The sequence below is a fragment of the Frankia umida genome, assembly GCF_023242945.1.
GTDB classification, from domain to species: Bacteria; Actinomycetota; Actinomycetes; order Frankiales; family Frankiaceae; genus Frankia; species Frankia umida.
The window spans coordinates 1-22,613 of sequence record NZ_JALKFT010000025.1 but is presented as its reverse complement, the minus strand read 5'-3'; the positions used below and the strand labels follow the sequence as shown (position 1 = coordinate 22,613).

Genomic DNA, 22,613 nt, shown 5'->3' with positions numbered 1-22,613 from the left:
CGTTTGCGGACGAGACCAGCTCAGGCGCGTAGGAGGCCGAGATCACGGACATAGGTCAGCTCGTCGTAGCCGTCCATGTTGACGATGGTGCCGGCGAGGACGGGTTCCGGTACGCGGTCGAACCGGGGGTTCGGCCAACCGGGCGGTGAGCGGGTCCAGGTGGGTGGCACGGGCGAGGATCGGCCGGGGCGGGCGCTTCGGGACCCGGGACGCGCAGATGCCATGCCAGGCTGGCCGGGATCGCCGGGTCGGGCCGCGGCGAGGCCCATCCGGGCGGCGTGACCCACCCGACGTCAGCCGAGCGCACCCGTCCTCGCCCGCCCCTGGTCGGCGACGCCCACGGCGCACGGTCGCCGGCAGCCCACCGGACGGGGAAACAGCAGGTCACCAACCCGGAGAACAACCTGCCCGGTGGGGTTTCCAGAAGCCGGCCGGAACGAAACGAATACCGGTGTGGCGACAGGCACAGACCAGCGGAGGGCCAGAAAGTGCGGGACCCGATGGTGGGGGCGCCGGGGCGGGACCTTCTACGCTGAATCGGTGTGCCGGATTTCCTTCGGGCGTGGGACGTCCGACAAGGCCGAGAAAACGGGCCCGTGGATAGCGTGACGTGCGCCGGCAGGTTTCTCGGCCGGTGCGCCGAGCCTGCAGCCGGGGCCGCGCACGCCAATGCCGGCAGCGGCATCACCATCGGGAGCGGAATGTGACACTAGTGCACGACACGCCGGCCGGGCACGCGGACCCGCCGGCAGATGACGCGCCCCCCAAGGCCCTGGGGTCGCTGCTGCACTACCTGCGGACGACGTCGCACAAGGACATCGCGGTGATGTACACCCTGACGTCCCTTGTCTACTTCGCGTTCGCCGGCGTGCTGGCCATGATAATCCGGGCTGAACTGGCCAAGCCCGGGCTGCAGTACGTATCCAACGAGCAGTACAACCAGATCTTCACCATGCACGGCACGCTGATGCTGCTGATGTTCGCGACGCCGATCGCCTTCGCGTTCGCGAACTATCTGATCCCGCTGCAGATCGGCGCGCCGGACGTGGCTTTCCCGCGGCTCAACGCACTGTCGTTCTGGTTCTTCTTCTTTGGCAGCCTGACGGTCATTGCGGGCTTTCTCACGCCGAACGGCGCCGCGTCGTTCGGCTGGTTCGCCTACACGCCGCTGTCGGGCGAGGCCTACTCGCCGGGGCTCGGCAGCGACCTGTGGCTGGTGGGTCTGACCGTCTCGGGTCTGGGCACCATCCTCGGCGCGGTCAACTTCATCACGACGATCCTGTGCCTGCGGGCGCCGGGTATGACCATGTTCCGGCTGCCGATCTTCACCTGGAACGTGCTGGTCACGTCCATCCTGGTGCTGATCGCCTTCCCGGTGCTGGCCGCGGCGCTCATCGCGTTGGAGTGCGACCGAAGGTTCGGCTCGCACATCTTCGACGCGGCCAACGGCGGGTCCATCCTGTGGCAGCATCTGTTCTGGTTCTTCGGGCATCCCGAGGTCTACATCATCGCCCTGCCGTTCTTCGGGATCATCACCGAGATCCTGCCGGTGTTCTCCCGCAAGCCGCTGTTCGGCTACAAGGGTCTGGTGTACGCGACCATCGGCATCGGCGGCCTGTCGATCGCCGTGTGGGCGCACCACATGTACGTGACCGGGGCCGCGCTGCTGCCGTTCTTCTCCATCCTGACGTTCCTGATCGCGGTGCCGACCGGGGTCAAGTTCTTCAACTGGATCGGCACGATGTGGCGGGGTCAGCTCACCTTCGAACCGCCGATGATGTTCGCTGTCGGCTTCCTGGTGACGTTCCTGTTCGGTGGTCTCACCGGTGTGCTGCTGTCCAGCCCGCCGGTCGACTTCCATGTCAGTGACAGCTACTTCGTCGTCGGCCACTTCCACTACGTGGTCGCCGGTCTGCTGTTCGCCGGGTTCGCCGGAATCTACTTCTGGTTCCCGAAGGTCACCGGCCGGATGATGAACACCAAGCTCGCCAAGGTGCACTACTGGACGATGCTGGTCGGCTTCCACTCCACGTTCCTGGTCGACCACTGGCTCGGCGTGAAGGGTATGCCCCGCCGGTACGCCGACTACAGCGCGCAGGACGGGTTCACCACGCTGAACACCATCTCGTCGCTGGGCAGTGTGATTCTGGCGCTGTCCACCCTGCCGTTCCTGCTGAACCTCTACCTGTCGTACCGCAAGGGCCCCATCGTCACGGTGGACGACCCGTGGGGCTTCGGGAACTCGCTGGAATGGGCGACGTCCTGCCCGCCGCCGCGGCACAACTTCACCACTCTGCCGCGTATCCGCTCCGAGCGGCCGGCGTTCGACCTGCACTATCCGGAGCTCGCCGGCGACGTGGACTTCCACGCCACCCCCGAGTTCACACCGGCACCGAACAAGCGCGGGCTGAGTTCCTGACCAGCAGCGCCACAGTCACAGCAGCGCCACAGTCACAGCAGCGCCACAGTCGCAGAACCGCCCCGGTCGCCAGATGGGACCGGGGCGGTTCCGCGTCCGGGCGGGGACGGGCGCTGGCCCGGCTGGAACGGCGCCTGACAGACGGATCGGCCCCGGAGAAACGGTGTTCTCCGGGGCCGATCCGACAGTGCCGATATGCGCTTGTCCGCGCTCAGGGTGCGCCCGTCATCGCCGGGAGCGTCCCCGTCGTGCGTCGGGATGCCGACCGTCAGACCCTGACGTTCGAGTCGTGCGGCGGCGGCGTCTGGGGCGGGGTGGGGGGAACGTTACCGGTGACCGGGGCCACCGGCTCCTCGGGCGGTTCGACGGACAGGTGCGGGGTGACCCGGTCCAGCCAGCGCGGGAAGTACCAGTTCCGCTTCCCGATCAGGTGCATGAGCGAGGGCACCAGCATGGTCCGCAGGACGAACGCGTCCAGGAACACCGCGGACGCCAGACCCAGACCGAAGATCTTGATCTGCCGGCCCGGGGAGACCACGAACCCGAAGAACACCGCGATCATGATGATGGCCGCGGCGGTGATGATGCCGCCGGTCTCGGCCTGGCCGATGGTGATGGCCCGGCGGTTGTCGCGGGTGTGAATCCACTCCTCGTGCATCCGGCTGACGAGGAACACCTGATAGTCCATCGACAGGCCGAACAGGATGGCGAAGAGCATCACCGGAATCCAGGCGTCGATCGGCCCACCGGGCCCGCCGCCCAAAGCCTCCGATCCCCAGCCGTACTGGAAGATCCCCACGATCAGACCGAACGATCCGGCCGCGGCGAGCAGGTTCATCACCGCCGCCGTCAGCGGAACGACCAGACTGCGGAAGGCCAGCAGCAGCAGGAGGAACGACAGGCCGACCACGACGCCGATGAACAGCGGCAGCTTGCGGGACAGCACCTTGGCGAAGTCGACGTTGATCGCCGTCTCACCGTAGGTGTAGATGTGGTTCTGGGTGCCCTCGTACAGGGGTGGCAGGACATCCGAACGCAGATGACGAACCAGCGTGTAGGTCTTCTCCGACTGCGGTGACGTGGTCGTCTTGAACGAGACGAACGCGATCCCGCGGGCCAGCGGGAGCGTCGTGACACTGCCCGCGTCGATACCGGCCTGGCCGGACAGCGCCTTGGAGACCCGCTCCAGGTAGGCGTCGTCGGTGGCACCGGGCCCGCTCACCACCGCTTCGAGCCCGGAGTTGTAGCCGACCCCGAACTCGTCGGCGATCAGGTCGTAACCCGTGCGGGTCGTGGAGCTCTTCGGGTCGCTGCCCTGGTCGCTGGCGCCGAGCTGCAGGGAGAAGAACGGCACTGCCAGCGCCACCATGATCGCGCCGGAGACCACGGCGACGAGGATCCGGTTCTTGCCGACGAACTCCGACCAGCGCGCCCAGAAACCGACCTGGGTGTCGCCGATGTACTCCCCGGCGCGCACGGCCGCCCGGTGCTTACGGGTGAGCACCTTCAGACCGAACAGGCTGAGCATGGCGGGCAGCAGGGTCAGCGAGGCGATCATGGTGAAGCCGACGGCGAGTGCCGTGGCGACCGCCATGCCGTTGAAGAAGCTGACTCCGAGCGCGATCAGACCGAGGATCGCGATGCACACCGTGGTCCCGGCGAACAGCACCGCCCGGCCCGAGGTGTTGATCGCTGACACGATCGACTCGTTCACCGGCATGCCGCGACGCAGGTTGCGTCGATGCCTGGTCACGATGAACAGCGCGTAGTCGACGCCGACACCGATCACCATCAGCTCCGCCAGGTACGGCGTGATGTTGGAGACGTTGATCGCGTGGCTCAGGATGTAGATCAGACCCAGGCCGCTGACCAGGGCGGCGATGGCGCTGGCCAGCGGCAGCACGGTCGCCGCCACCGTCCGGAACACGATGGCCAGGATGATGAGCGCGGCGGCGAAACCGATGAACACCGATCCGCCCGAGCCCTGGCTCTGGCCGATACCGGCGAACGCGTTACCGGTGAACTCCACCTGTAGCGCGTCGCTGTCCAGCGTCTTCAGGTCGTCGTAGACGGCCTTGAAGTTCTCCGGCTCGAAGTGGCCGTTCTCCCAGGTGACCGACACCAGCGCGGTGGTCGACCCGTGCGCGGTGTTCAGCAGCTGGCGGCTACCGGCCGACGTGGCTCCGTTGTCGGCACAGTTGATCGACTGCCACGGGGTGGCCAGCAGTGCCACGTGGTCACCGGAGGTGCACAGCTTCGCCAGGGCCGGCTGCAGCTTCGCCGGCGGGCTGGTGAAGGCACCGCTGTTGTTCTTCAGGACGATGGTGCCCACCGCGCCGCTCTGGTTGTCCAGACCCGCGTCCTTGAGCAGATCGGCGACGGTCGCGGTCTCGGTGTGCGGGAGGCTGAACGTGTCCTTGTACGCCGCCCCTCCCATCGCCGCGGCGATACCCTGGCTCGCGACGATGATCGCGAGCCAGCCCACGATGACAAGCCATCGCAGGCGGATGGCGAACTCGGCAATGGTCTTCATCAGTTCTCCTGCTCAGGGCCGTACGGTGCGCGGCGTCTGGGAGGTTCGGATGGACAGGCGGCGGACGCTCCGCGCCGATATGCTGATATTCCTGCGGGCACCCGGCAGGTGACCGCCTCGGTTACTGTCGGACGAACGGCGGGCACCGGGATGCCAGCCACCCGACCAACCGGGCATGGACCGCCGGGCGGCGGCCGGTCAGGCGTGTGATACCAGACCGGGCACCTCCGCGAGCAGGGACGTCAGCGTTCGACCGAGCCCCGACTCCGGCCAATGCGAACATAGCCTGCCGCATGGAGACCCGTGTGCCCGGCCACGACACAGTCATACCGCGAAACTGTCGGCTTGCCGACGCAATATCGGCCGGTCGGACCGGCGGTTCCGGCCAGGTCACCAGCCGGCGAGCGGCCGAAACCCGACGTTCACCGGGGGACCCCCGGTGAACGCGGCGCAACCGCCGCCTTCACGCTCCTCGCGCGCCGATCGCCGACATCACCTGCGCCGTCGGCTGTCCACTGTGCGCTGTCGACCCAGGCCGCGGACGATGATCTGTGACTGGTGTCACGATATATGTCCGATCCTCGCCCCGTCGCCGGCGACCATTGCCCCATCGCCGGTGACCATTGCCGCATCGCCGGTGACCATTGCCGCGGACCATGACCGACACCCGGGCCGCCCGGACCAACCGGCGACGCCACGATTCCACGGCGCGCCGTCGCCAGCCGGGCAGCCGCCGCCCGGACAACGGCCGTAGGAATATCTGACATACCACCCGCCCAACAGCGATCCGCCCACCATTGACCTCGCGCGCGGGCAAGGCCACACGCCATCCTTTCGGGACCCTGGCGGGGCGATGTGCCAGCCGCAAGAATGACCACACCGGGGGATCAGCGTGCCCCGGTGCGGCTTCGGACGTGTCCTTCAGGCCACCCGGACATCACTTTTCCCGCACCGTTGGACTGGCGCCCGCGCCACCCTGTTGATCGGTATCACGCATCGTGGGCGAGCTTTCCGATCGGGTGGCACGCAATCGGTAGCCGAGGCCCGGCACCCGCCACCACGACGGGATTCGACCCGCGACGCCACCCCGCCTCGACCCGCCGGCCTGGCCGCCTCGGCACGGATCGCATTCCGCCGTCCGCTCCCGGCCTTTCGCGCGACACCTTCCCCGGTGCCATCATCCTTCGCCACCGCCCTGACCATGAGCGCCGAAGGTGACTGGTCAGAGGACGTCCGCACCGGGCCGTCCGTCGACGACATGCGGACGAGTCGACACACGGAACGGACCCAGCGGGCGAAGTCAACCATACCCGAGGATCAGCAATCCCAAATCGTCCTAAATCTCCATTTCACTCATTCGGAAACGGCATTATCCAGAGCCTCGATGAGCATATTGTGATCAAATAGTCAAATAATTGCGTGATGGCGGATAACGTTGCCTCCACTCAAGATCCGAACTTGGAAGGTCCCGGCCATGACAGTCCGCTCACTGTCGGCAGCATCTGCCGTGTTACTCTGCCTGGCCTCGCTGGCCGCCTGCAGCAGCAGTCCGGCCACCTCCGCGGCCACCGGATGCAACGATCCCGGCGTATCGAAGAACGAGGTACGGGTAGGCCTCATCTACCCGGACACCGGAGCACTCGCCACCACGTTCCTACCGGTACGCTCGGGTCTGAACGCCCGGCTGGGCGCCATCAACGAATCCGGCGGAGTGAACGGTCGGCAGATTCACTACTCCTGGTCGGATGACCGAGGGCGAGTCGACACCAACGCCGTCGCCAGCCGTGACCGGGTGGAGAACGAGAAGGACTTCGCCGTCATCGAGGCGACCCCGGTATCCAGCGGCGGCGCCGACTACCTCGCCACCAACAACGTCCCGGTGGTCGGTATCGCGGTGGAACCCGCCTGGTCGAAGTACCGCAACATGTTCACCTACTCGCTTTCCCGCAACGCCAGCACCTCCTCGGAGGCAGTCACCACCTTCGGCAGGTACGCTCAGGAAAAGGGTGGCACCCGCGCCCTCGTGGTCGGCGACCCCGCCGGCCTCAGCATCAGCGACGGCATCGCGCAACAGATGCGGTCCAGCCTCCAGTCGGTCGGCATCCCGACTCTTTCCACGAGCGCGGACGAATCACCCACCGACGCCCAGATCCGTGAGATCATCCGACTGATATCCACCAACAACGTGGATATCCTCGCCAGTCCTCTGACGATCGAGACCTTCTCCCGCATCGTCGCCACCGTCCGGCAGGCCGGCGTACAGCCCAAGGTCGTTCTCAGCGGCGGCCAGCCGCCGGGTGCCGACCTGCTGGCCACCTACGGCCCACTGCTGGCCGGTCTGACCACCTATGCCGTCCAGCCGCCGGATTCGAGCGCACCGGGTGCCGCCGCCTACCGTGCCGCGATGATCCGCTTCGCACCCGAGCTTCAGGACAGGGGCCAGTCGGTGGCCGTGATCGGCTACATCCTCGGCGACATGATCATCGAAGGGCTGAAGGCCGCCGGCCCCTGCCCCACCCGGGCCCGCTTCATCTCGGGCCTGCGCGCGGTGAAGAACTACACCGCCGGCGGCCTCATCCCCAGCGTCGACTTCGAACACGACTTCGGCAAGGTCTCCCTCTGCTACCCGTTCAGCGCGGTGAACGCGACCGGCACCGGTGAGACCACCATCGATCCCAACTTCTGTGGTGAGCGCATCGCCGGCTGACCACAGCCCCGGTCAGGTTCCGGCGAGGGACTGCCCGTAGACCCGTTCGACGGCCACGGTGATCAGAACACGCTGGTCGGCGACCATCACCGCCCGGTACTCCTCCCAGTCGGGATGTTCACCGGAGGCCCTGCGGTAGTAGTCCACGAGCATCTCGACCTCGGGGCCGAGCGGATCGTCGCCCGGCCCCGAGAGCGTCACCGCCCCTTCGGCCGTCGCCCACGACCGGCCGTCGGGGCTGGTGACCTCCACCGCGGCCCACGGTTCGCGCCGCAGGTTCGCGGTCTTGGCCAGCCCCTGACGTGAGGACACGAGAATCACCCCGGCCGTCCGGTCGTAGAAGGGCAGCACCGGCGACAGCTGCGGCCGACCGTCCGCCCTGATCGTGGCAAGGACACCGAGTCGGCTCGCGGCAAGCAGCGCATGTGGATCAAACGACGATTCCGCCATGGCCTCATCCTCACCCCTGACGGCCTCGAAAGGCGTGGGGCCCGGCGTCACACGTCCGCGCCGTCCTGCTCGGCGTCGTGGCGATCGGATGACCCGCCCACAGGCGCGGGGACCACCGCGGCGGCGGGATCCGGGACGACGGCGGCGACCGGACCCGGGCCGACAGCGGAACCAGCGGTGGCGAGGGATGACGCGGTGTCGGGGCGTGCGCCGCCGGGGACGACGTAGGCGACGATGCCCGCGGTGAGCCACACACCGGCACCGGTGAGGGCCGCGATGTCGTAGCCGCCCACGCGGGGCAGTCCGAGACCGCCGTGGGTGAAGGCGGACAGGATGGTGGCGCTCAGGGCGCTGCCGATGGAGAAGCCGATGAACCGCATCACCTGGTTGACACCGAGCGCGCTGCTGCTCTGCGCCGCCGGGACCGAGCGCAGGATCAGCCGCGGCATCGCGGCGAACACACATCCCGATCCCAGGCCCGCGATGCCCATGACCAGGCAGACCTCCCACAGCGAGCCACGGGCGAACCGGAACGCGAGCATCGCGGTGACGAAGACGATGCAGCCGATCGGGATCACCGGACGGAAACCCAGCCAGTCCTCGATGCGGGCCGCGACCCGGCTCGACACGACACTGAGCACCGAGAACGGGATCAGCACGAACCCGGCGACCAGGACCGTCTCCCCCAGCCCGTAGCCGCTGGAACGCGGGGTCTGCACGAACCGGACGACCAGCGACAGCAGCAGGTACATCCCGATGCCGGCCAGCACCGCGGTGAGGTTACCGGCCAGCACCGCCCGGTCACCCATGATCCGCAGATCGACGACCGGATGGGCCGTCCGGCGTTCCTGCCACACCCAACCGGTCAGGAGTACCAGCGCGGCCGCGAACAGGCCCAGGACCCGAACCGAAGCCCATCCCCACGCGACGCCCTCGCTCAGCGCCAGCATGAACGCGCCGAATCCGACGACGAGCAGCACCGCACCGCGTGGGTCGATGCGTCGCCGGGGGCGATCGGAGTCGGACGGGACGACGACGGCGGCCAGGGCGGCCGCGAGGGCGGCGAACCCGGCCACCATGATGTAGCCGATGTGGAAGCTGAGGTACTTGGCGATCAGTCCGGTAACCGGGTAGCCAAGACCCACGCCGGCCGCCGCCGTCACCGACAGGACCGCGACCGCGCGCCGGGCCCGTTCGGCGGGCAGATGGTCGCGCACGATGGACATGGCGATGGGCAGCAGGCCGTTCGCCGCACCCTGCAGCGCCCGGCCGACGACGAGCAGCGCGAAGCTGCCCGGGATCGCCGCCAGCGCCCCGCCGACCACCGCGGCCATCAGGCCGGCGAACAGCACCGCGCGCCGATGGGGGCCGTCACCGAGCCGGGTCAGCAGCGGTGTGCTGACCGCACCGCTCATCAACGTGATGGTCAACGACCACTGCGCCGTGCTCTCGGAGATGTGGTACGACCGCGCCAGTGTCGGGACCAGCGGCGCCCCGACACTGCCGATCAGCGAGATCAACAGTCCGACCAGGGTCAGAACGGGTAGCAGCAGCCGTTCCTGCCGGGGTGACAGACCGGTCTCGACACCGCTGTCGGTCGTCCCCGCACGGGCCGTCCGTTCACGACCCTCCCGCTGCTGGGCGGCCGGGTGCTGCGTCATGGCTGTCCTCTCGCCGCATGCGTCGACCGGGACCGGGCCGGGCCGGGCATCCGGGCTCACCGGACGGCAGGCCCGCCCGGCTTCGCCGACGGCACCCCGCAGGCAGCGATCCGACCGTCTACATGCACTTATAAGCCACCTCGCCGAGATCGTGCCGCGGTCGCGCCAAGATCCGTGCCGGGGATCACGTCGCACCACCAGCCCCACCCCGGCCGCGGCGTCGACGGCGAGCTCGTCCAGCAGGATCAGTCGATCCTCCCCGGACAGCGGCAGGTCGAGCCGGACGGCCGAGGCTGACCCGGCCGAGCAGGCCGCCGTCGAACGGCGCATACACGTGCACGACCAGTTCGGGCGACTGCGGACCCGCCGGGCCGTCCAGCCCGTCGGTGTGGGTATGGGTGTGGGTGCGGGGAGTGTGGCGAACCGACCGCACGACGCGACCACGATCTGGGCGATGCGGGCGCCGTGTTCCGATCACACGCCTCTGCGCGGCGTTGACCGTACTATCACCTACGTCACATCGAGCACCTACGTCACATCAAGCACTTTGTGGTGATCGGGGCCTCGCCCCCGTCCGGAAACCTGGAGGTCCAACAGTGGCAGCTACTTCTGGGCAGCGGCGACGGTGGTCGGCGGCGGAGGTGCCCACGCTCAGGGGCCGGACCGCCGTCGTCACCGGGGCGAACACGGGGATCGGCTTCGAGGCCGCGCGGGTGCTGGCCGCGCGCGGCGCCACCACCATCCTGGCCTGCCGCAATCCGGTGAAGGCGCAGGAGGCCCGCGATCGCGTCCTGGCCGAGTCGCCGGACGCCGACATCCATCTCCTCGAGCTGGACCTGAACTCCCTGACCAGCGTCCGCAAGGCCGCCGAGACCCTGCTCGTCGAGCGCCCCACCATCGACATCCTGATCAACAACGCCGGCGTGATCATGCTGCCGCACGGTCGGACCGAGGACGGTTTCGAGCAGCACTTCGGGGTCAACCACCTGGCGCACTTCGCGTTCACCGGGCTCGTCCTGCCGGCGGTGCTCGCCGCCGACGCGGGGCGGATCGTCACGGTCGGCAGCAACGGCCACCGCATGGGAAAGATCGACTTCGAGGACATCCCCTTCGAGCGGGGTTACAAGCCGCTGCGTGGTTACGGGCGCTCGAAGCTCGCGAACCTGCTGTTCTCCTACGAGCTGCACCGGCGGCTGGCCGCGGCGAACGCGCCGGCGATCTCCCTGGCCGCGCACCCGGGCGGTGCGACGACCAACGCCGGCGGCGTGGGCGGCAGCCAGAAGCTGCGCAGCCGCCTGCTCAACAGCGTTCCGAACCCGATCGCCCATTCGCCGCACATGGGTGCGCTGCCGATGCTGCGTGCCGCCGTCGACCCGCAGGCCGTCGGCGGCCAGTACTACGGTCCGCGCGGGCTGCTGACCATGACCGGGCCTCCGGTCATCGTCAGGTCCAACGCCCGCTCCCAGGACACCGAGATCGCCGCACGCCTGTGGACGCTGTCCACCGAGCTCACCGGCATCACCTACCCGCTCTGACCCGGGCGGCCCCCGAACGCCACGGTCGGCAGGACGACGGGCGGTGTTCCGGTTGGCGCGGTGATCCGGCGGGCATCTCGCGTAGGGTCAAATCGACCTGGTGAGCCTCGGGTGACGCGCCGCCCGCGGGCCGGGGCAGGGCGAGGTGGGGAGGACGTCCATGTCGGAGCTGGACCTGGGTAAGCCGTTGGCGCCACCCACGGTCGCCCCCGCGGCGACGGGCACGGGTGGGGCGTTGCGGCTCGCCCCACCGGAGCCGGTGCCGGTGATCCCCGACGACCAGGTCGACAGCATGGTGCCGATCGACGAGGCCACCCGGGCGCAGCTGCGTGCCCGGGCGGCCGGTTTCGCCGACGAACTCACCGCGCAGGACCCGCGCAGCCCCGCGTTCCAGGCGAAGATCAACGACATCACGTCGATGGGCCAGCGGGAGATCGTCGCGAGCGCCCGGGTGTCCAACCGGATGCTCGAGCGACCGGCGGCGGCCCTGGCCAGCAGTCGCGGTCGGGGGGGCACCGGCGCGGGTGCCTCCGGCGGCGACGCGCAGACCCGGGTCGCCCGCACGCTCGTCGAACTGCGCGAGACGGTCACCGATCTCGACCCGGGCAGGGCCGATCTCAGGGGCCCCCGCAAACTGCTCGGGATCGTCCCGTTCGGCAGCCGGATCTCCGCCTACTTCCAGCGCTACCAGTCGGCGCAGAAGCAGCTCGACGGCATCATCCGCGCGCTGGACTCCGGCCAGGACGAGCTGCGCAAGGACAACGCCGCCATCGAGCAGGAGAAGGCGAACCTGTGGGCGGCGATGGGCAAGCTCACCGAGTACGCCACCCTCGCCAAGGCCCTCGACGGCGCGGTGTCGACGAAGATCGACCAGCTGCGCCCGGCGAACCCCGGCGCCGCCGACGCGCTCACCTCGGACGCGCTGTTCCCCATCCGCCAGCGCCAGCAGGATCTGATCACGCAGCTCGCGGTGAGCGTGCAGGGCTATCTCGCCCTCGACCTGGTCCGCAGGAACAACCTCGAGCTGATCAAGGGCGTCGACCGGGCGCAGTCGACGACGGTCGCGGCCCTGCGCACCGCGGTCATCGTCGCCCAGGCGCTGGCGAACCAGAAGCTCGTGCTCGACCAGATCAACGCGCTGAACGCCACCACCAACAGTATGATCACCTCCACCAGCGAGATGCTGCGCCAGCAGACCGGTCAGCTCCACGAGCAGGCGGCGTCCAGCGGGGTCAGTGTCGAGGCGCTGCAGACCGCCTTCGACAACATCTTCGCCACCATGGACGCCATCGACGGGTACAAGGCCAAGGCGGTCGAGAGCATGGCGACGACGGTCGCCGCCCTCGAGACCCAGGTCGGCCGCTCCCGCGCGTATCTGGAACGGGCCCGCGCGGACGAACGCTGAGCAGAGGGGGCAGGGTGATCTTCCGTCGGCGTCCGGCCACCACCGAGGACGGCGAGGCAGCCCACGGTGACGCCCGCCGGGCCGCAGCGGCACCACGCGGGGAGGTCGCCACCCAGATCGGGCAGCTGCGCGCGGAGCTCGCCGCCCTGGTCACCCGGGTCAACGCCGACGGCGGACGGCTACCGCCCGGGGCCGTACCCACCGTGCGCGATCTCGATGACATCCTGCGGCCCCTGCTGGGGTATGTCGAACGTCAGTCGGCCAGCGACGAGGAGATGCGGGGGCTGACCGCGATCATCCACGAGTACCTGCCGCAGGCCCTCGACGACTTCACCGCGTTGCCGCCGCAGTACGCCGAGCGTGCCGGGGTCACCGGTACCACGCCGGCCGACGACCTCGTCCGCCAACTTCAGCTGCTCGACGAGGGGGCGAACGACCTGCAGGATCTCGTCTACACCGGCGACGCCGCGCAGCTCGCGATCCAGGCCCGCTTCCTGGACGCCAAGTTCCGACGGTCCGACCTCGACTGATGGCCGCCCGCAGCCTGCCCAAGGGCGGCAACATCGCGATCGCCGACCTCGTCCCGCACGGCGCTGGTGGCCTGGCGGGCGCCGGTGGCCCGGGTGGGGCGCTGACCGTGGCACTGGGCTGGGACGACCGCCCGGAACTGGCCGACCTCGAACTCGACGCCGTCATCATCCTCACCAGGTCCGACCCGTCGGACGGCGGACACGAGCTGCTGCTGGCCCAGCAGGTACCCAATCCGCACGAGCGGCCCACCGCGACCCCGCCGCCGCGGCCCCTGACCGGCGACGCCGAACGTCTGCTGGTGCGACTGGACGCCGTGCCGGCCAGCATCGACCGGCTGCACTTCGGTGCCGCGGTGTACGACGCGCCCACCCGACCGCCGTCGTTCCGCTCGGTACACGGCGCCTACCTTCGGCTGCTCGCGGCGGATGGCACCGAACTCGTCCGCTGCGAGGTCGCGGCCGAGACCGGTCTGGAGACCACGATGGTCTTCGGTGAGCTCTACCGCCATGCCCGCGGATGGAAGCTTCGCTGCGTCGCGCAGGGCTACACCGGCGGCCTCACCCGCCTGACCGCCAGCACCACCGCCGCCCATCCCGTGGACGTCACCGCCTTCCTGACCAGGACCTCCCCCGCCCGCAGCCGCCGCACCCTCGCCGTCCACCTCCACCCGAACCTTCCGCCCCGCCCTGCCCCCCAGCCCCGCCCGAACGCCCAGCCCCACCCGAACAGCCAGCCTCACCCGAACAGCCAGCCTCCGGTGCGGCCCGCGTCGCAGTCCTCCCCGGCGACACCCAGGTCGGCATCGCAGCCCGCGACACCGAGATCGAAACCAGCCGCCGCCCCACCACCGGCACCGGCGGCACCGGCGGCACCGGCACCGGCACCACCGCCTCGGCCGTCGCCGGCAGCGCCGGTACCGCCGCGGCCACCCACGCCCGCGCGGCGAAGCACGCTCGATCTGGGCGACGACGAGGCGCCACCGTCCGTCCGGCAGGGGTCAGCGCACCCGGGGGCGGGGCGCTCCGCGCTCGATCTGGGGGGACCCACGGCGACGCGTGACGGCGGGAGCCCATCGTCGAACGGGCAGGGGCCGTCCGGACGTCAGGGGGGCGACGGGCTCGGGCGCGGTTGCGCGGAACCGGGCCCGGCGGGTGGGGACTCCGGGGCAGGCGAGCCGTTCTCACCCACGGCCCGGGTCGGGGCGCACTCGTCGCGCCACCGTCAGCGCGTCGAGCGGGTCGCCGCGCTGGACGACGACCATCCGGCCACCATCTGGACCGCGGCGAACCGGGGCACCGGTGCCATGACCATCACACTGCGCTGGTCGGCGCTGACCACCCGCACCGGACTGCCCCGGCCCAGCAACCTCCACCTGGGATGTCTGTGGCAGGCCGGGTCCGGTGCGGCGGGCGGGGCGTCCGGTGTGCTGCAGGAACTCGACGGGCTGGTCAGCGCGCCCGGGCGGGGAGCGCGCCGGCAGGTGCTGCGGCTGGGGCGACGTGACGAACGGGACGGGCAGACGCTGTTCGTCGATCTGGCCTCGCTGCCCACGTTCCACCGGTTCTTCGTGTACGCCTACGGTCTGCGCGGGGTGCCGCCGTGGGCGCAGCTACGGGCCGAACTGGACGTCCGCGCCGCGTCCGGCGAGCGGTTGACGGTGCGTCTGGGCGCGGCACCCGACGATGCGCCGCTGTGCGTGGTCGCGTCCTTCCACATCGTCGAGGACGATCTGGTCATCCGGCGGGAGAACGACTTCGATCCGCGCACCCAGGCCGAGGCCGCGGCCCGCTACGGCTGGGACCTCGAGTGGGGACCGACCGGCACGACCCTGGTCACCACCGGCTGAACCGCCCCAGCGGCTGAGCCCGCCCCACCGGCCGGGCCGGCTCCGGTGGAGACGACCGTCACCCGTGCGGCAGTCGTCCGTGGGGGGCGCGACGTTTCACCACGGGTCGCCATGGTCAAGGATTCCCTCATGCCCGCGACCTGGCGACAGCGCCGACGCACGCGTAGCTCCATCACGGCCACCGAGACCATCCCCGCCCAGCAGATCGCGCCGACGTCGGCATCGGCCCCCACGGCCGGAGCCGACCCCAGCGTCAGCGGTGTCGACGTCAGCGGCCAGGCGGGTGGCGCCACGTCCGGGCCAGGGGCGTCCGGTGACGCGACGATGCCGCAGCGGCCCTCGCAGCTGCGGTTCCGGTCGTGGTTCGCGGTGCTGCGGCGGACCGTACGGGAGTTCCGCCATGACGAACTACCCGACCGCGCCGCCGCCCTCACCTACTACGGCGTGCTGGCGATCTTCCCGGCGCTGCTGGTGCTGGTGTCGATGGTCGGGCTGGTCGGTGACGACGAGGCCGACCGGATTCTGACCAACGTGCAACAGCTCGCGCCGGGTTCGGCCCGTGACGTCCTGCGCGACGCCGTCACCAACCTGCGCGACAGCCCCGGCACCGGCAGTGTGCTCGCCATCGTCGGTCTGGTCGGGGCGCTGTGGTCGGCGTCCAGTTACATCGCGGCGTTCATCCGGGCGGCGAACGTGGTCTACGACATGACCGAGGGACGTCCCGTCTGGAAGGTCGTGCCGCTGCGGCTGGCCGTGACCATCGCACTCGTCGTTCTGCTCGGGGCGAGTGCGGCCATCGTCGTGCTCTCCGGCGGGGCCGCCGAACGGATCGGGGCGATCCTCGGGGTGGACGTCGGCTCCCTGCACGCCTGGTCGTATGCGAAGTGGCCGGTGCTCGTGGTGCTGATGGGCATCACGATCGCGCTGCTGTACTGGTCGACGCCGAACGTACGGGTGCCGGGCTTTCGCTGGCTGACCCCGGGCAGCGTCCTCGCCGTGGTGCTCTGGCTCGCCGCGTCCGCCGGTTTCGCCGTATACGTGGCGAACTTCGGCTCGTACAACAAGACCTACGGCACCCTGGCCGGCGTCATCGTCTTCCTGGTCTGGCTGTGGCTGTCGAACCTGTCGATCCTGCTCGGCCTCGAGTTCGACGCGGAGATCGCCCGGGAACGCGCCCTGCTCGGCGGCCTGCCCTCGGACGCCGAACCCTACGCCGAGCCCCGCGACACCCGCGCCTGGAAGCGCCGCCGCCCCCGCACCACCGCGCCGTACCCGGTAGCCGGCGCTCACCCCACCGACGGCGGGTCGGCCTAGGGCCCTGTCCATGAACGTTTCCGGTTGTGGCCGGGTGCTGGTGGGATGGCTGCGGCACGCTCGGCAGGTAACTCTCCCGCCAATAAGTGCGCGAGAGGTGCAAATATACCGACAACAGTACCAAACCCTCACCTGTGCGCATCGTCAAACACTCGTATTGACAGGTGAATTGGCCATCCCGCACACTTGCCACATGCCCGGCGACCCGCCAGACTCCGGCCTGCCCCTTGCCTCTCACCCGATCATCGACAAAGGCCTTTCGAAGCTCTTTCCCTCGGCTTTCCTCGGAGCGGTTTCCCGCACACGCCATGCAACGTGACATTTCCATGTCAGCCCAGGCGGTGATAGCGGGCCCTCGGCGAGGACTCCTTGGACTGCTGTTTCTCGCCGCACTTCTCACAGCGACGTTGCCCACGGTTCCCGCCCAGGCCGCCGTGGCGCCTGCCACACAACGCCCCCTGGCCACCGGAGTTCCCGGCAGCACCATCACGGTGGGCATCAAGCCGCTCGATCCGTTTGTCGGCCGCGCGGGCACCGGCGCGTACACCGGTTTCAGTATCGACCTGTGGAACGACATCGCGCGGCGCAACGACTGGCAAGCGAAATACGTCTGGTATCCGGATATCCAGACCCTCGTCAACGCAGCCAGGGACAACACCGTCGACGTCGCGATCTCGGGAATCTCCATTACCGCCGACCGGGAGGAGAACGTCGACTTCTCCTATCCGATGTTCGACGCCGGCCTGCAGATCCTCACCGTCGACACCCCGGCCGGCCTGGATCTTTCCCACCAGCTGCGGAACCTTGTCTCCCCCTCCACCGGGCGCTATCTGCTGGTGCTGCTGCTCATGCTCGTCCTCGCCGGGGCGATCACCTCGGCGGTGACCCATGTCGGCAGCGAGCACCGGTGGCACCGGCGGATGAGTGACGGCATGTTCCGGGCCGCCGCCGTCGGCCTCGCCGGTGATCTGGGCGACCCACAGAAGCCGCTGACCAAGGTCATGACATTCGCCTGGCTCATCGTCGGTCTGGTGTTCGTGTCCCTGTTCACCGCGTCGGTCACGACCCAGCTGACAGTCCGGTCCATCCGGACCGGGATCATCGGGGTCGCCGACCTCCCCGGAAAACGGGTGGTCACGGTCCGCGGATCCACGACCGAAACCTACCTGCGCCACCACGACATCACCCCGCGCACCGTGGCGTCCATCGACGACGCCTACCCCCTGCTGCACCAGGGCGACGTGGATGCCATCGTCTACGACTCACCCGTCCTGCAGCACCACATCGATGTCGCGCACGATCGCAAGGAGGCGCTCGCCGGCCCGGTCTTCGAACCCGAGGCGTACGGCATCGCCTTCCCCACCGGCAGCGCCCTGCGCAAGAAGGTCAACGCCGCTCTGCTCCAGATGCACGCCGACGGCACCTACGACGAGCTACGCGGGCGCTATTTCGACGCTTCTTCCTGATCTTCTCCTGATCCGCGTCGGCGGTCGCGCGGCGGTCGGCACGCCTGGTCCGGCCGGACCAGGCCGCCCTTCAGTTGACACCAAATCGACCGCATCGATATTTTGTGTACCCAATGCGGTCTGATCGCCATGGACCGTCACCGGGTCCCGTAGGAGGCTGACCGTGAACGTCGAAGAGGCGGGACGCGTTTTCACCACACCCCAGGCCTACGCCGACGAGAAGTGGCTGCACTCTGCGACCGCACTGCTTCGCAGGGAATCGCCGGTGCACTGGGTCGAGGCCGAGGGGTTCGAGCCTTTCTGGGCCATCACGAGACATGCGGACGTGGCGCGCATCAGCCGCGCCACGGACATCTGGCTCAACGCGCCCCGACCCGCACTCGCCCGCCACTCGAGCAGCGCGGAGGTACCGGTCCGCACGCTGGTACAGATGGACGCGCCGGATCACGGGGTCTATCGGCATCTCAGTGCCGACTGGTTCAAGCCCAGTGGGGTGCGCCGGCTCACCGAAAGAGTCCAGCAGCTCGCCCGGCGCTATGTCGACCGCATGGCCGACCTCGACGGCGAATGCGACTTCGCCGCAGATGTCGCCATCCACTTCCCGCTGTATGTCATTCTGTCGCTGCTCGGCCTGCCGGAGAACGATTTCCCGCGGATGCTGAAACTCACCCAGGACATGTTCGGCGCCGAGGACGTCGACATGACCGACAAGAATCTGCTGGAAACCCTGGCAGATTTCTTTCAGTATTTCCAGGGCATCGTTTCCAGCCGCCGCGAGAACCCGTCCGACGATCTCGGCTCGGCCATTGCCAACGCCACGATCGACGGCCAGCTGATCGGCGAACTGGAGGCGATCGGCTACTACGTGCTCATCGCCACCGCCGGGCACGACACGACCAGTGCCGCGATTTCCGGCGGCCTGCACGCTCTGGTGGAGCACCCCGACCAGTGGCGGCGGCTGTCGGACAACCTCGACCTCGTCCCGACCGCGGTCGACGAGATGTTCCGCTGGGTGTCGCCGGTCAAGCAGTTCATGCGCACCGCCGCCGAGGACACCGAGCTCCACGGCGTCCGGATCGCCAAGGGCGAGGCGGTGCTGTTGTCCTATCCGTCCGCGAACCGGGATGAGGACGTCTTCGACGAACCCTCCCGCTTCGATATCGGCCGCACCCCGAACAAGCACCTCGCCTTCGGCATCGGCGCGCACTTCTGCCTCGGCACCCACCTGGCACGTCTCGAGGCGCGCGCCCTGTTCGCCGAGCTCGTGCCACGGGTGCGCTCGATCGAGCTCGCCGGCACCCCGCAGTACATGGACACGCTGTTCGTCGGCGGACCCAAGCGCCTGCCGATCCGCTACACCATGACCTGAACACCGCGACCTGACCACCGCGACCTGACCACGAGAACCTGATCGATGGCGTCGAGGACCCGCTCGGACGGCTCGTCCGCGGCGGACAGCGCACACATGGGGAGCACCGCCGATGAAGCTCGACGAGACCGCGACGGAGCCAGCGCCACGCGAGGACGTGATCGACCCGGAGCTGCCCATCGTCGACCCCCACCATCACCTGTGGCCGTCCGGCTACTGGATTCCCTACGACCAGCATGCCTACCTGCGTGACATCGAGCGGGGCCACCGGATCACCGCGACCGTGTTCGTGGAATGCCGGGCCGCGTACCGCCCCGACGGCGACGAGGCGCTGCGCCCCGTCGGGGAGACCGAGCTGGTCACCGCCGTCTGTCCGGCCGGTGCCACGCCGGCGCTCGCGGCCGGTCTCGTCGCCTGGGCGGATCTCACCCGTCCCGCCGACGCCGCGCGCACGATCGACGGACACCTCGAGGCGGCCAGTGGCCGGCTGCGCGGCATCCGGCACAACGTGATCTGGCACCGCAGGCCGATCGTCAAGGGTCAGGACTCCCCGCCACACCTTCTGCTCGACGACCAGTTCCAGGCCGGTATCCGTGCGGTCGGCCGCCGTGGTCTCAGCTATGACGTGTGGCTGTTCCACGAGCAGCTTCCCGAGCTCGCCGCCGCCGCCGACGCCCTGCCCGACCAGCTGTTCGTCCTTGACCATCTCGGCGGGCCCGTCCCCGACGAGCCGAACCCGCAGGCCCGGTCCGAGATCTTCGCGCGCTGGAGCTCCCTGCTGCGCGACGTCGCCCGCCGGCCGAACATCGTGGTCAAACTCGGCGGCCTGGGCATGCCCCTGCACGGCCTCGGCCACGAGGAGCTGGCGACCCGGCCCTCGTCGACGGACCTCGCCGCCGCCTGGGCGCCCTACATCGAAACAGCCATCGACGCCTTCGGCCCGGACCGGAGCATGTTCGAGAGCAACTTCCCGGTCGACAAGCAGAGCGGCAGCTACGACGCCCTCTGGAACGCCTTCAAGATCATAACTGCTTCGATGTCCGCGCCGGAACGCAGCGCCCTGTTCGCCGGAACAGCCCGGCGGGTCTACCGCCTCGACGCCGATCCCACCGGCACAGCACGATGACCGCCCGCGTGGCCTGCCGGCGGCGCGGCGTCGGCGAGGTCCTCGAGAAGGTCGGCGGCACGCTGCTCACGGCCGGCGACGACGATCTCGTCGCGTAGCCGGCCGGCGGCGACGATCGGGACGCCGTGGGCGAGCGCCAGCTGCACTCCCCCGTAGCCGCCGCTGGTGACGATCACGTCGACGTGCGCCAGCAGCCGGTCGAACGGCAGGAACGGCTCGATCCGGGTGTTCGCCGGCGCCGCGGCGAACACCCTCGCCGGGTCGGCGCCGCCGGTCACGGCCACGACCAGCAGGTTCTCCTGGGCGCCGAGCGCCGCGATCGCGGGCCGCAGCAACTGGTCGGCGTCGGTGGCGAGCGCGAAGTCGTAGACGGACGCCTCCGTCGGCCCCAGACCGACAAGCTGCCGGGCCCGGTTCACCTCGACCGTCATCGGCCGGTAGATCGCCCTGCGGATGGCCAGGTCGAGCACCCGGTTGCGGGCCCGGCCGAGCCGGCTGCGGGTTCGCTGTAGTCGAACCGCGCATCGGTGATCGGGTGGAAATCGGCTCCGGTCGCGCGGATACGGTCGGCGAACGCGACGCCGCCGTACCAGCGCACCCGGTGGCCACGCTCGACCAGGGTCCGGGCGATGGGAATCGCGGGCAGCGTGTGGCCGACCGCGGGCATGGTGGCAAACAGAAAACGAGCCATCGTGGTGTCCTCGAATCATTCGGACCCATGTCATCAGCGCCATCCTGCCTGCGGCGCCACACGATCGGCAAGATCGCCTGCTGTCGGCCAGACGTCATATCCCAAGGGCGACCAGACACGGTGCGATGTCAGCCGGTGGAAAGCGGAACCGGCGCATGAATACCCTGGAGGTTCTCGTCGGTGATGAGGACGAGTTCACCCCGCATGCCGTCGGGATCGGTGAACCAGATGCTGCGAAAGGCGCCGAGATCCTCGATCTTTCCGTCGCTGGCACCGCACTCGACAAGACGGTTCCGGGCTGCCCGAAACGCCTCCGCGGAAGCCGCTGTGAGGGCAAGATGGTCGAGGTGACCACGGGTGAACATGTCCGGTACGGCCACACCGTGCGGATTTCCGGTAATTTCGGCCGGATGTAGCCAGGAATGTGGTCCGGTGCGCAGGATCGCGTGCCGGAACGCCGGCGCCTGCTCGGCGAAGACGGTCTCCAGCTCGAATATCCCGGCGTAGAAGTCGGTGAATCTGTCAAGATCCTCGGTGAGCATCGCAACATGGTTCACGCCGTGTACGAGCGTCATGGGAACTCCTTCACCTCGGTTCGTTCGCTTTCGGCTTCTGGGCCGCGACCCGGGCGCGGGCACCGTCAAGGATCAGCTCGAGGGCCAGCGCCGCGGTCTCGCCGGCCTCCGCGCCGTCCAGATCCCAGTAGTCGCGCAGGGTCTGCCAGGTGGCGGCGGCGGTCAGCGCCTGGAGGGCGGCGGCGACCCGCCGGGCGCTGGTCTCGTCCAGGCCCGGCACCTCCTGAGCGACGACGGTCCGGGCCGTCCGGCGGCGACGGTCGTTGTCGGACAGGCGCGCGAGCAGACCCTCGGGCGCCAGCAGCAGCTCACGCACGATCGGCGCGATGTCGTCGAACCCGGTGAACACCTGCCGGACCATTGCCGCCAGCTGCGCCGCGTCCGCCGGGGCGGGGCCATCGAAGCCGATGCGCCGGTTCGCCCAGCCGAACACGGCCGTCAGCAGCGCCTCCCGGGACGGAAAGTGCCGGTAGACGGTGCGCTCGGGCACGCCGGCCGCCTTCGCGACCTTCGCAAAGGTCAGATCCTCCCCGCCGGCCAGCAGGCCGGCCACCGCCTCGACGACCCGGTCCCGGACGAGCGCCGCCCGCGCATCTGACAGTGATACTGACGCCATGACAGCCATACTGCAATCATGACAGTATCACTGTCAAGATTGGCCGTTGTCGGCCGGACGTCAGGCGACCGCGGCCGGACCGCGCCGGGCCACCCATCACCCGACCACAACACCAAGCCAGAACCAAGATCTCGCCACATCCCCCTGATCACTCCTCTGGAGGAGCTGATACCGCGACCGCACGGAGCCTGGACCGCGGCAAGATGGGCACGCGGCAACGTGGACTCGCTGCCTCATCGGACCCCTGTGCCGCGGCACGCGGCCCAGACGGCTTTTCGTGGATCAAGGAGCGTTGACATCCTCCCCGGCCTGAAGACCGGGGATTCCCACCCTCGCGGGCAGGTTTTCCTGTTTCACTGACAGACGCCT

At 69.3% G+C, this 22,613-nt stretch carries 18 protein-coding genes; 10 read left to right on the top strand and 8 right to left on the bottom strand.

The annotated features are described in order from the left end of the window. Nucleotides 1-20: 20 nt before the first annotated feature. Nucleotides 21-170 carry a hypothetical protein gene (locus MXD59_RS19975; RefSeq protein WP_248826176.1) on the bottom strand — a complete coding sequence of 50 codons (150 nt, stop codon included), beginning with the start codon at nt 168-170 and terminating at the stop codon, nt 21-23. A 533-nt stretch (nt 171-703) separates the two neighbouring features. Between MXD59_RS19975 and ctaD the strand changes: the two genes are divergently transcribed. After that, nucleotides 704-2,419 carry an aa3-type cytochrome oxidase subunit I gene (gene ctaD / locus MXD59_RS19970; RefSeq protein ID WP_248826175.1) on the top strand — a complete coding sequence of 572 codons (1,716 nt, stop codon included), beginning with the start codon at nt 704-706 and terminating at the stop codon, nt 2,417-2,419. A 268-nt stretch (nt 2,420-2,687) separates the two neighbouring features. Here the strand turns inward: ctaD and MXD59_RS19965 are convergent, their stop codons facing one another. Then, nucleotides 2,688-4,952, bottom strand: coding sequence for an MMPL family transporter (locus tag MXD59_RS19965; protein WP_248826174.1), 2,265 nt, complete (start codon nt 4,950-4,952; stop codon nt 2,688-2,690). A 1,507-nt stretch (nt 4,953-6,459) separates the two neighbouring features. Here MXD59_RS19965 and MXD59_RS19960 point away from each other — a divergent pair. Next, nucleotides 6,460-7,659, top strand: coding sequence for an ABC transporter substrate-binding protein (locus MXD59_RS19960; protein WP_248826173.1), 1,200 nt, complete (start codon nt 6,460-6,462; stop codon nt 7,657-7,659). A 12-nt stretch (nt 7,660-7,671) separates the two neighbouring features. On the opposite strand, the gene MXD59_RS19955 is transcribed toward MXD59_RS19960, so the two are convergent. Further along, complete coding sequence (locus tag MXD59_RS19955) at nt 7,672-8,109, bottom strand: PPOX class F420-dependent oxidoreductase (RefSeq protein WP_248815923.1); 438 nt, start codon at nt 8,107-8,109, stop codon at nt 7,672-7,674. 47 nt (nt 8,110-8,156) lie between these two features. Continuing rightward, on the bottom strand, nt 8,157-9,770 hold the full coding sequence (locus MXD59_RS19950; protein WP_248815924.1) for an MFS transporter: 1,614 nt from the start codon (nt 9,768-9,770) through the stop codon (nt 8,157-8,159). Between the two features lie 596 nt (nt 9,771-10,366). Between MXD59_RS19950 and MXD59_RS19945 the strand changes: the two genes are divergently transcribed. From MXD59_RS19945 to MXD59_RS19910, 8 genes are all read left to right on the top strand, one after another. Continuing rightward, nucleotides 10,367-11,305, top strand: a complete 939-nt coding sequence (locus MXD59_RS19945; RefSeq protein WP_308301746.1) for an oxidoreductase — start codon at nt 10,367-10,369, stop codon at nt 11,303-11,305. Between the two features lie 160 nt (nt 11,306-11,465). Further along, nucleotides 11,466-12,710 (top strand): toxic anion resistance protein, encoded by a 1,245-nt coding sequence (locus MXD59_RS19940; protein WP_248815926.1) that lies wholly within the window; start codon nt 11,466-11,468, stop codon nt 12,708-12,710. 14 nt (nt 12,711-12,724) lie between these two features. Next, entirely contained in the window at nt 12,725-13,240 is a 516-nt protein-coding gene (locus MXD59_RS19935) for a hypothetical protein (protein WP_372512146.1), read from the top strand. Then, nucleotides 13,240-15,087, top strand: coding sequence for a TerD family protein (locus MXD59_RS19930; RefSeq protein ID WP_248826171.1), 1,848 nt, complete (start codon nt 13,240-13,242; stop codon nt 15,085-15,087). Before MXD59_RS19935 ends, MXD59_RS19930 begins: the two co-directional genes overlap by 1 nt. 129 nt (nt 15,088-15,216) lie before the next feature. Further along, nucleotides 15,217-16,401, top strand: a complete 1,185-nt coding sequence (locus MXD59_RS19925; protein ID WP_504858361.1) for a YihY/virulence factor BrkB family protein — start codon at nt 15,217-15,219, stop codon at nt 16,399-16,401. A gap of 326 nt (nt 16,402-16,727) precedes the next feature. Next, the gene (locus MXD59_RS19920; RefSeq protein WP_248826170.1) at nt 16,728-17,867 is read left to right on the top strand and encodes a transporter substrate-binding domain-containing protein; all 1,140 of its coding nucleotides are present in this window, start codon (nt 16,728-16,730) and stop codon (nt 17,865-17,867) included. A 163-nt stretch (nt 17,868-18,030) separates the two neighbouring features. Further along, entirely contained in the window at nt 18,031-19,236 is a 1,206-nt protein-coding gene (locus MXD59_RS19915; protein ID WP_248826169.1) for a cytochrome P450, read from the top strand. A gap of 112 nt (nt 19,237-19,348) precedes the next feature. Then, entirely contained in the window at nt 19,349-20,362 is a 1,014-nt protein-coding gene (locus tag MXD59_RS19910) for an amidohydrolase family protein (protein WP_248826168.1), read from the top strand. On the opposite strand, the gene MXD59_RS19905 is transcribed toward MXD59_RS19910, so the two are convergent. From MXD59_RS19905 to MXD59_RS19890, 4 genes are all read right to left on the bottom strand, one after another. Next, entirely contained in the window at nt 20,323-20,793 is a 471-nt protein-coding gene (locus MXD59_RS19905; protein WP_248826167.1) for a glycosyltransferase, read from the bottom strand. The two genes, MXD59_RS19910 and MXD59_RS19905, sit on opposite strands and share 40 nt — an antisense overlap. Next, complete coding sequence (locus tag MXD59_RS19900; protein WP_248826166.1) at nt 20,790-21,053, bottom strand: glycosyltransferase; 264 nt, start codon at nt 21,051-21,053, stop codon at nt 20,790-20,792. The genes MXD59_RS19905 and MXD59_RS19900 overlap by 4 nt, the downstream gene beginning before the upstream one ends. Before the next feature lie 128 nt (nt 21,054-21,181). Next, nucleotides 21,182-21,628: a VOC family protein gene (locus MXD59_RS19895; RefSeq protein WP_248811173.1), complete on the bottom strand. Its 447-nt coding sequence runs from the start codon at nt 21,626-21,628 to the stop codon at nt 21,182-21,184. Nucleotides 21,629-21,638: 10 nt separating this feature from the next. Beyond that, the gene (locus tag MXD59_RS19890) at nt 21,639-22,244 is read right to left on the bottom strand and encodes a TetR/AcrR family transcriptional regulator (RefSeq protein ID WP_248826165.1); all 606 of its coding nucleotides are present in this window, start codon (nt 22,242-22,244) and stop codon (nt 21,639-21,641) included. Between the last annotated feature and the right edge of the window lie 369 nt (nt 22,245-22,613).

What these genes read in the sequence shown, in the direction of transcription:
- MXD59_RS19965 (WP_248826174.1), bottom strand. Translation starts at nt 4,952, where the DNA reads ATGAAGACCATTGCCGAGTTCGCCATCCGCCTGCGATGGCTTGTCATC.
- MXD59_RS19955 (WP_248815923.1), bottom strand. Translation starts at nt 8,109, where the DNA reads ATGGCGGAATCGTCGTTTGATCCACATGCGCTGCTTGCCGCGAGCCGA.
- MXD59_RS19950 (WP_248815924.1), bottom strand. Translation starts at nt 9,770, where the DNA reads ATGACGCAGCACCCGGCCGCCCAGCAGCGGGAGGGTCGTGAACGGACG.
- MXD59_RS19940 (WP_248815926.1), top strand. Translation starts at nt 11,466, where the DNA reads ATGTCGGAGCTGGACCTGGGTAAGCCGTTGGCGCCACCCACGGTCGCC.
- MXD59_RS19930 (WP_248826171.1), top strand. Translation starts at nt 13,240, where the DNA reads ATGGCCGCCCGCAGCCTGCCCAAGGGCGGCAACATCGCGATCGCCGAC.
- MXD59_RS19925 (WP_504858361.1), top strand. Translation starts at nt 15,217, where the DNA reads ATGCCCGCGACCTGGCGACAGCGCCGACGCACGCGTAGCTCCATCACG.
- MXD59_RS19920 (WP_248826170.1), top strand. Translation starts at nt 16,728, where the DNA reads ATGTCAGCCCAGGCGGTGATAGCGGGCCCTCGGCGAGGACTCCTTGGA.
- MXD59_RS19910 (WP_248826168.1), top strand. Translation starts at nt 19,349, where the DNA reads ATGAAGCTCGACGAGACCGCGACGGAGCCAGCGCCACGCGAGGACGTG.
- MXD59_RS19905 (WP_248826167.1), bottom strand. Translation starts at nt 20,793, where the DNA reads ATGACGGTCGAGGTGAACCGGGCCCGGCAGCTTGTCGGTCTGGGGCCG.
- MXD59_RS19900 (WP_248826166.1), bottom strand. Translation starts at nt 21,053, where the DNA reads ATGGCTCGTTTTCTGTTTGCCACCATGCCCGCGGTCGGCCACACGCTG.
- MXD59_RS19895 (WP_248811173.1), bottom strand. Translation starts at nt 21,628, where the DNA reads ATGACGCTCGTACACGGCGTGAACCATGTTGCGATGCTCACCGAGGAT.
- MXD59_RS19890 (WP_248826165.1), bottom strand. Translation starts at nt 22,244, where the DNA reads ATGGCGTCAGTATCACTGTCAGATGCGCGGGCGGCGCTCGTCCGGGAC.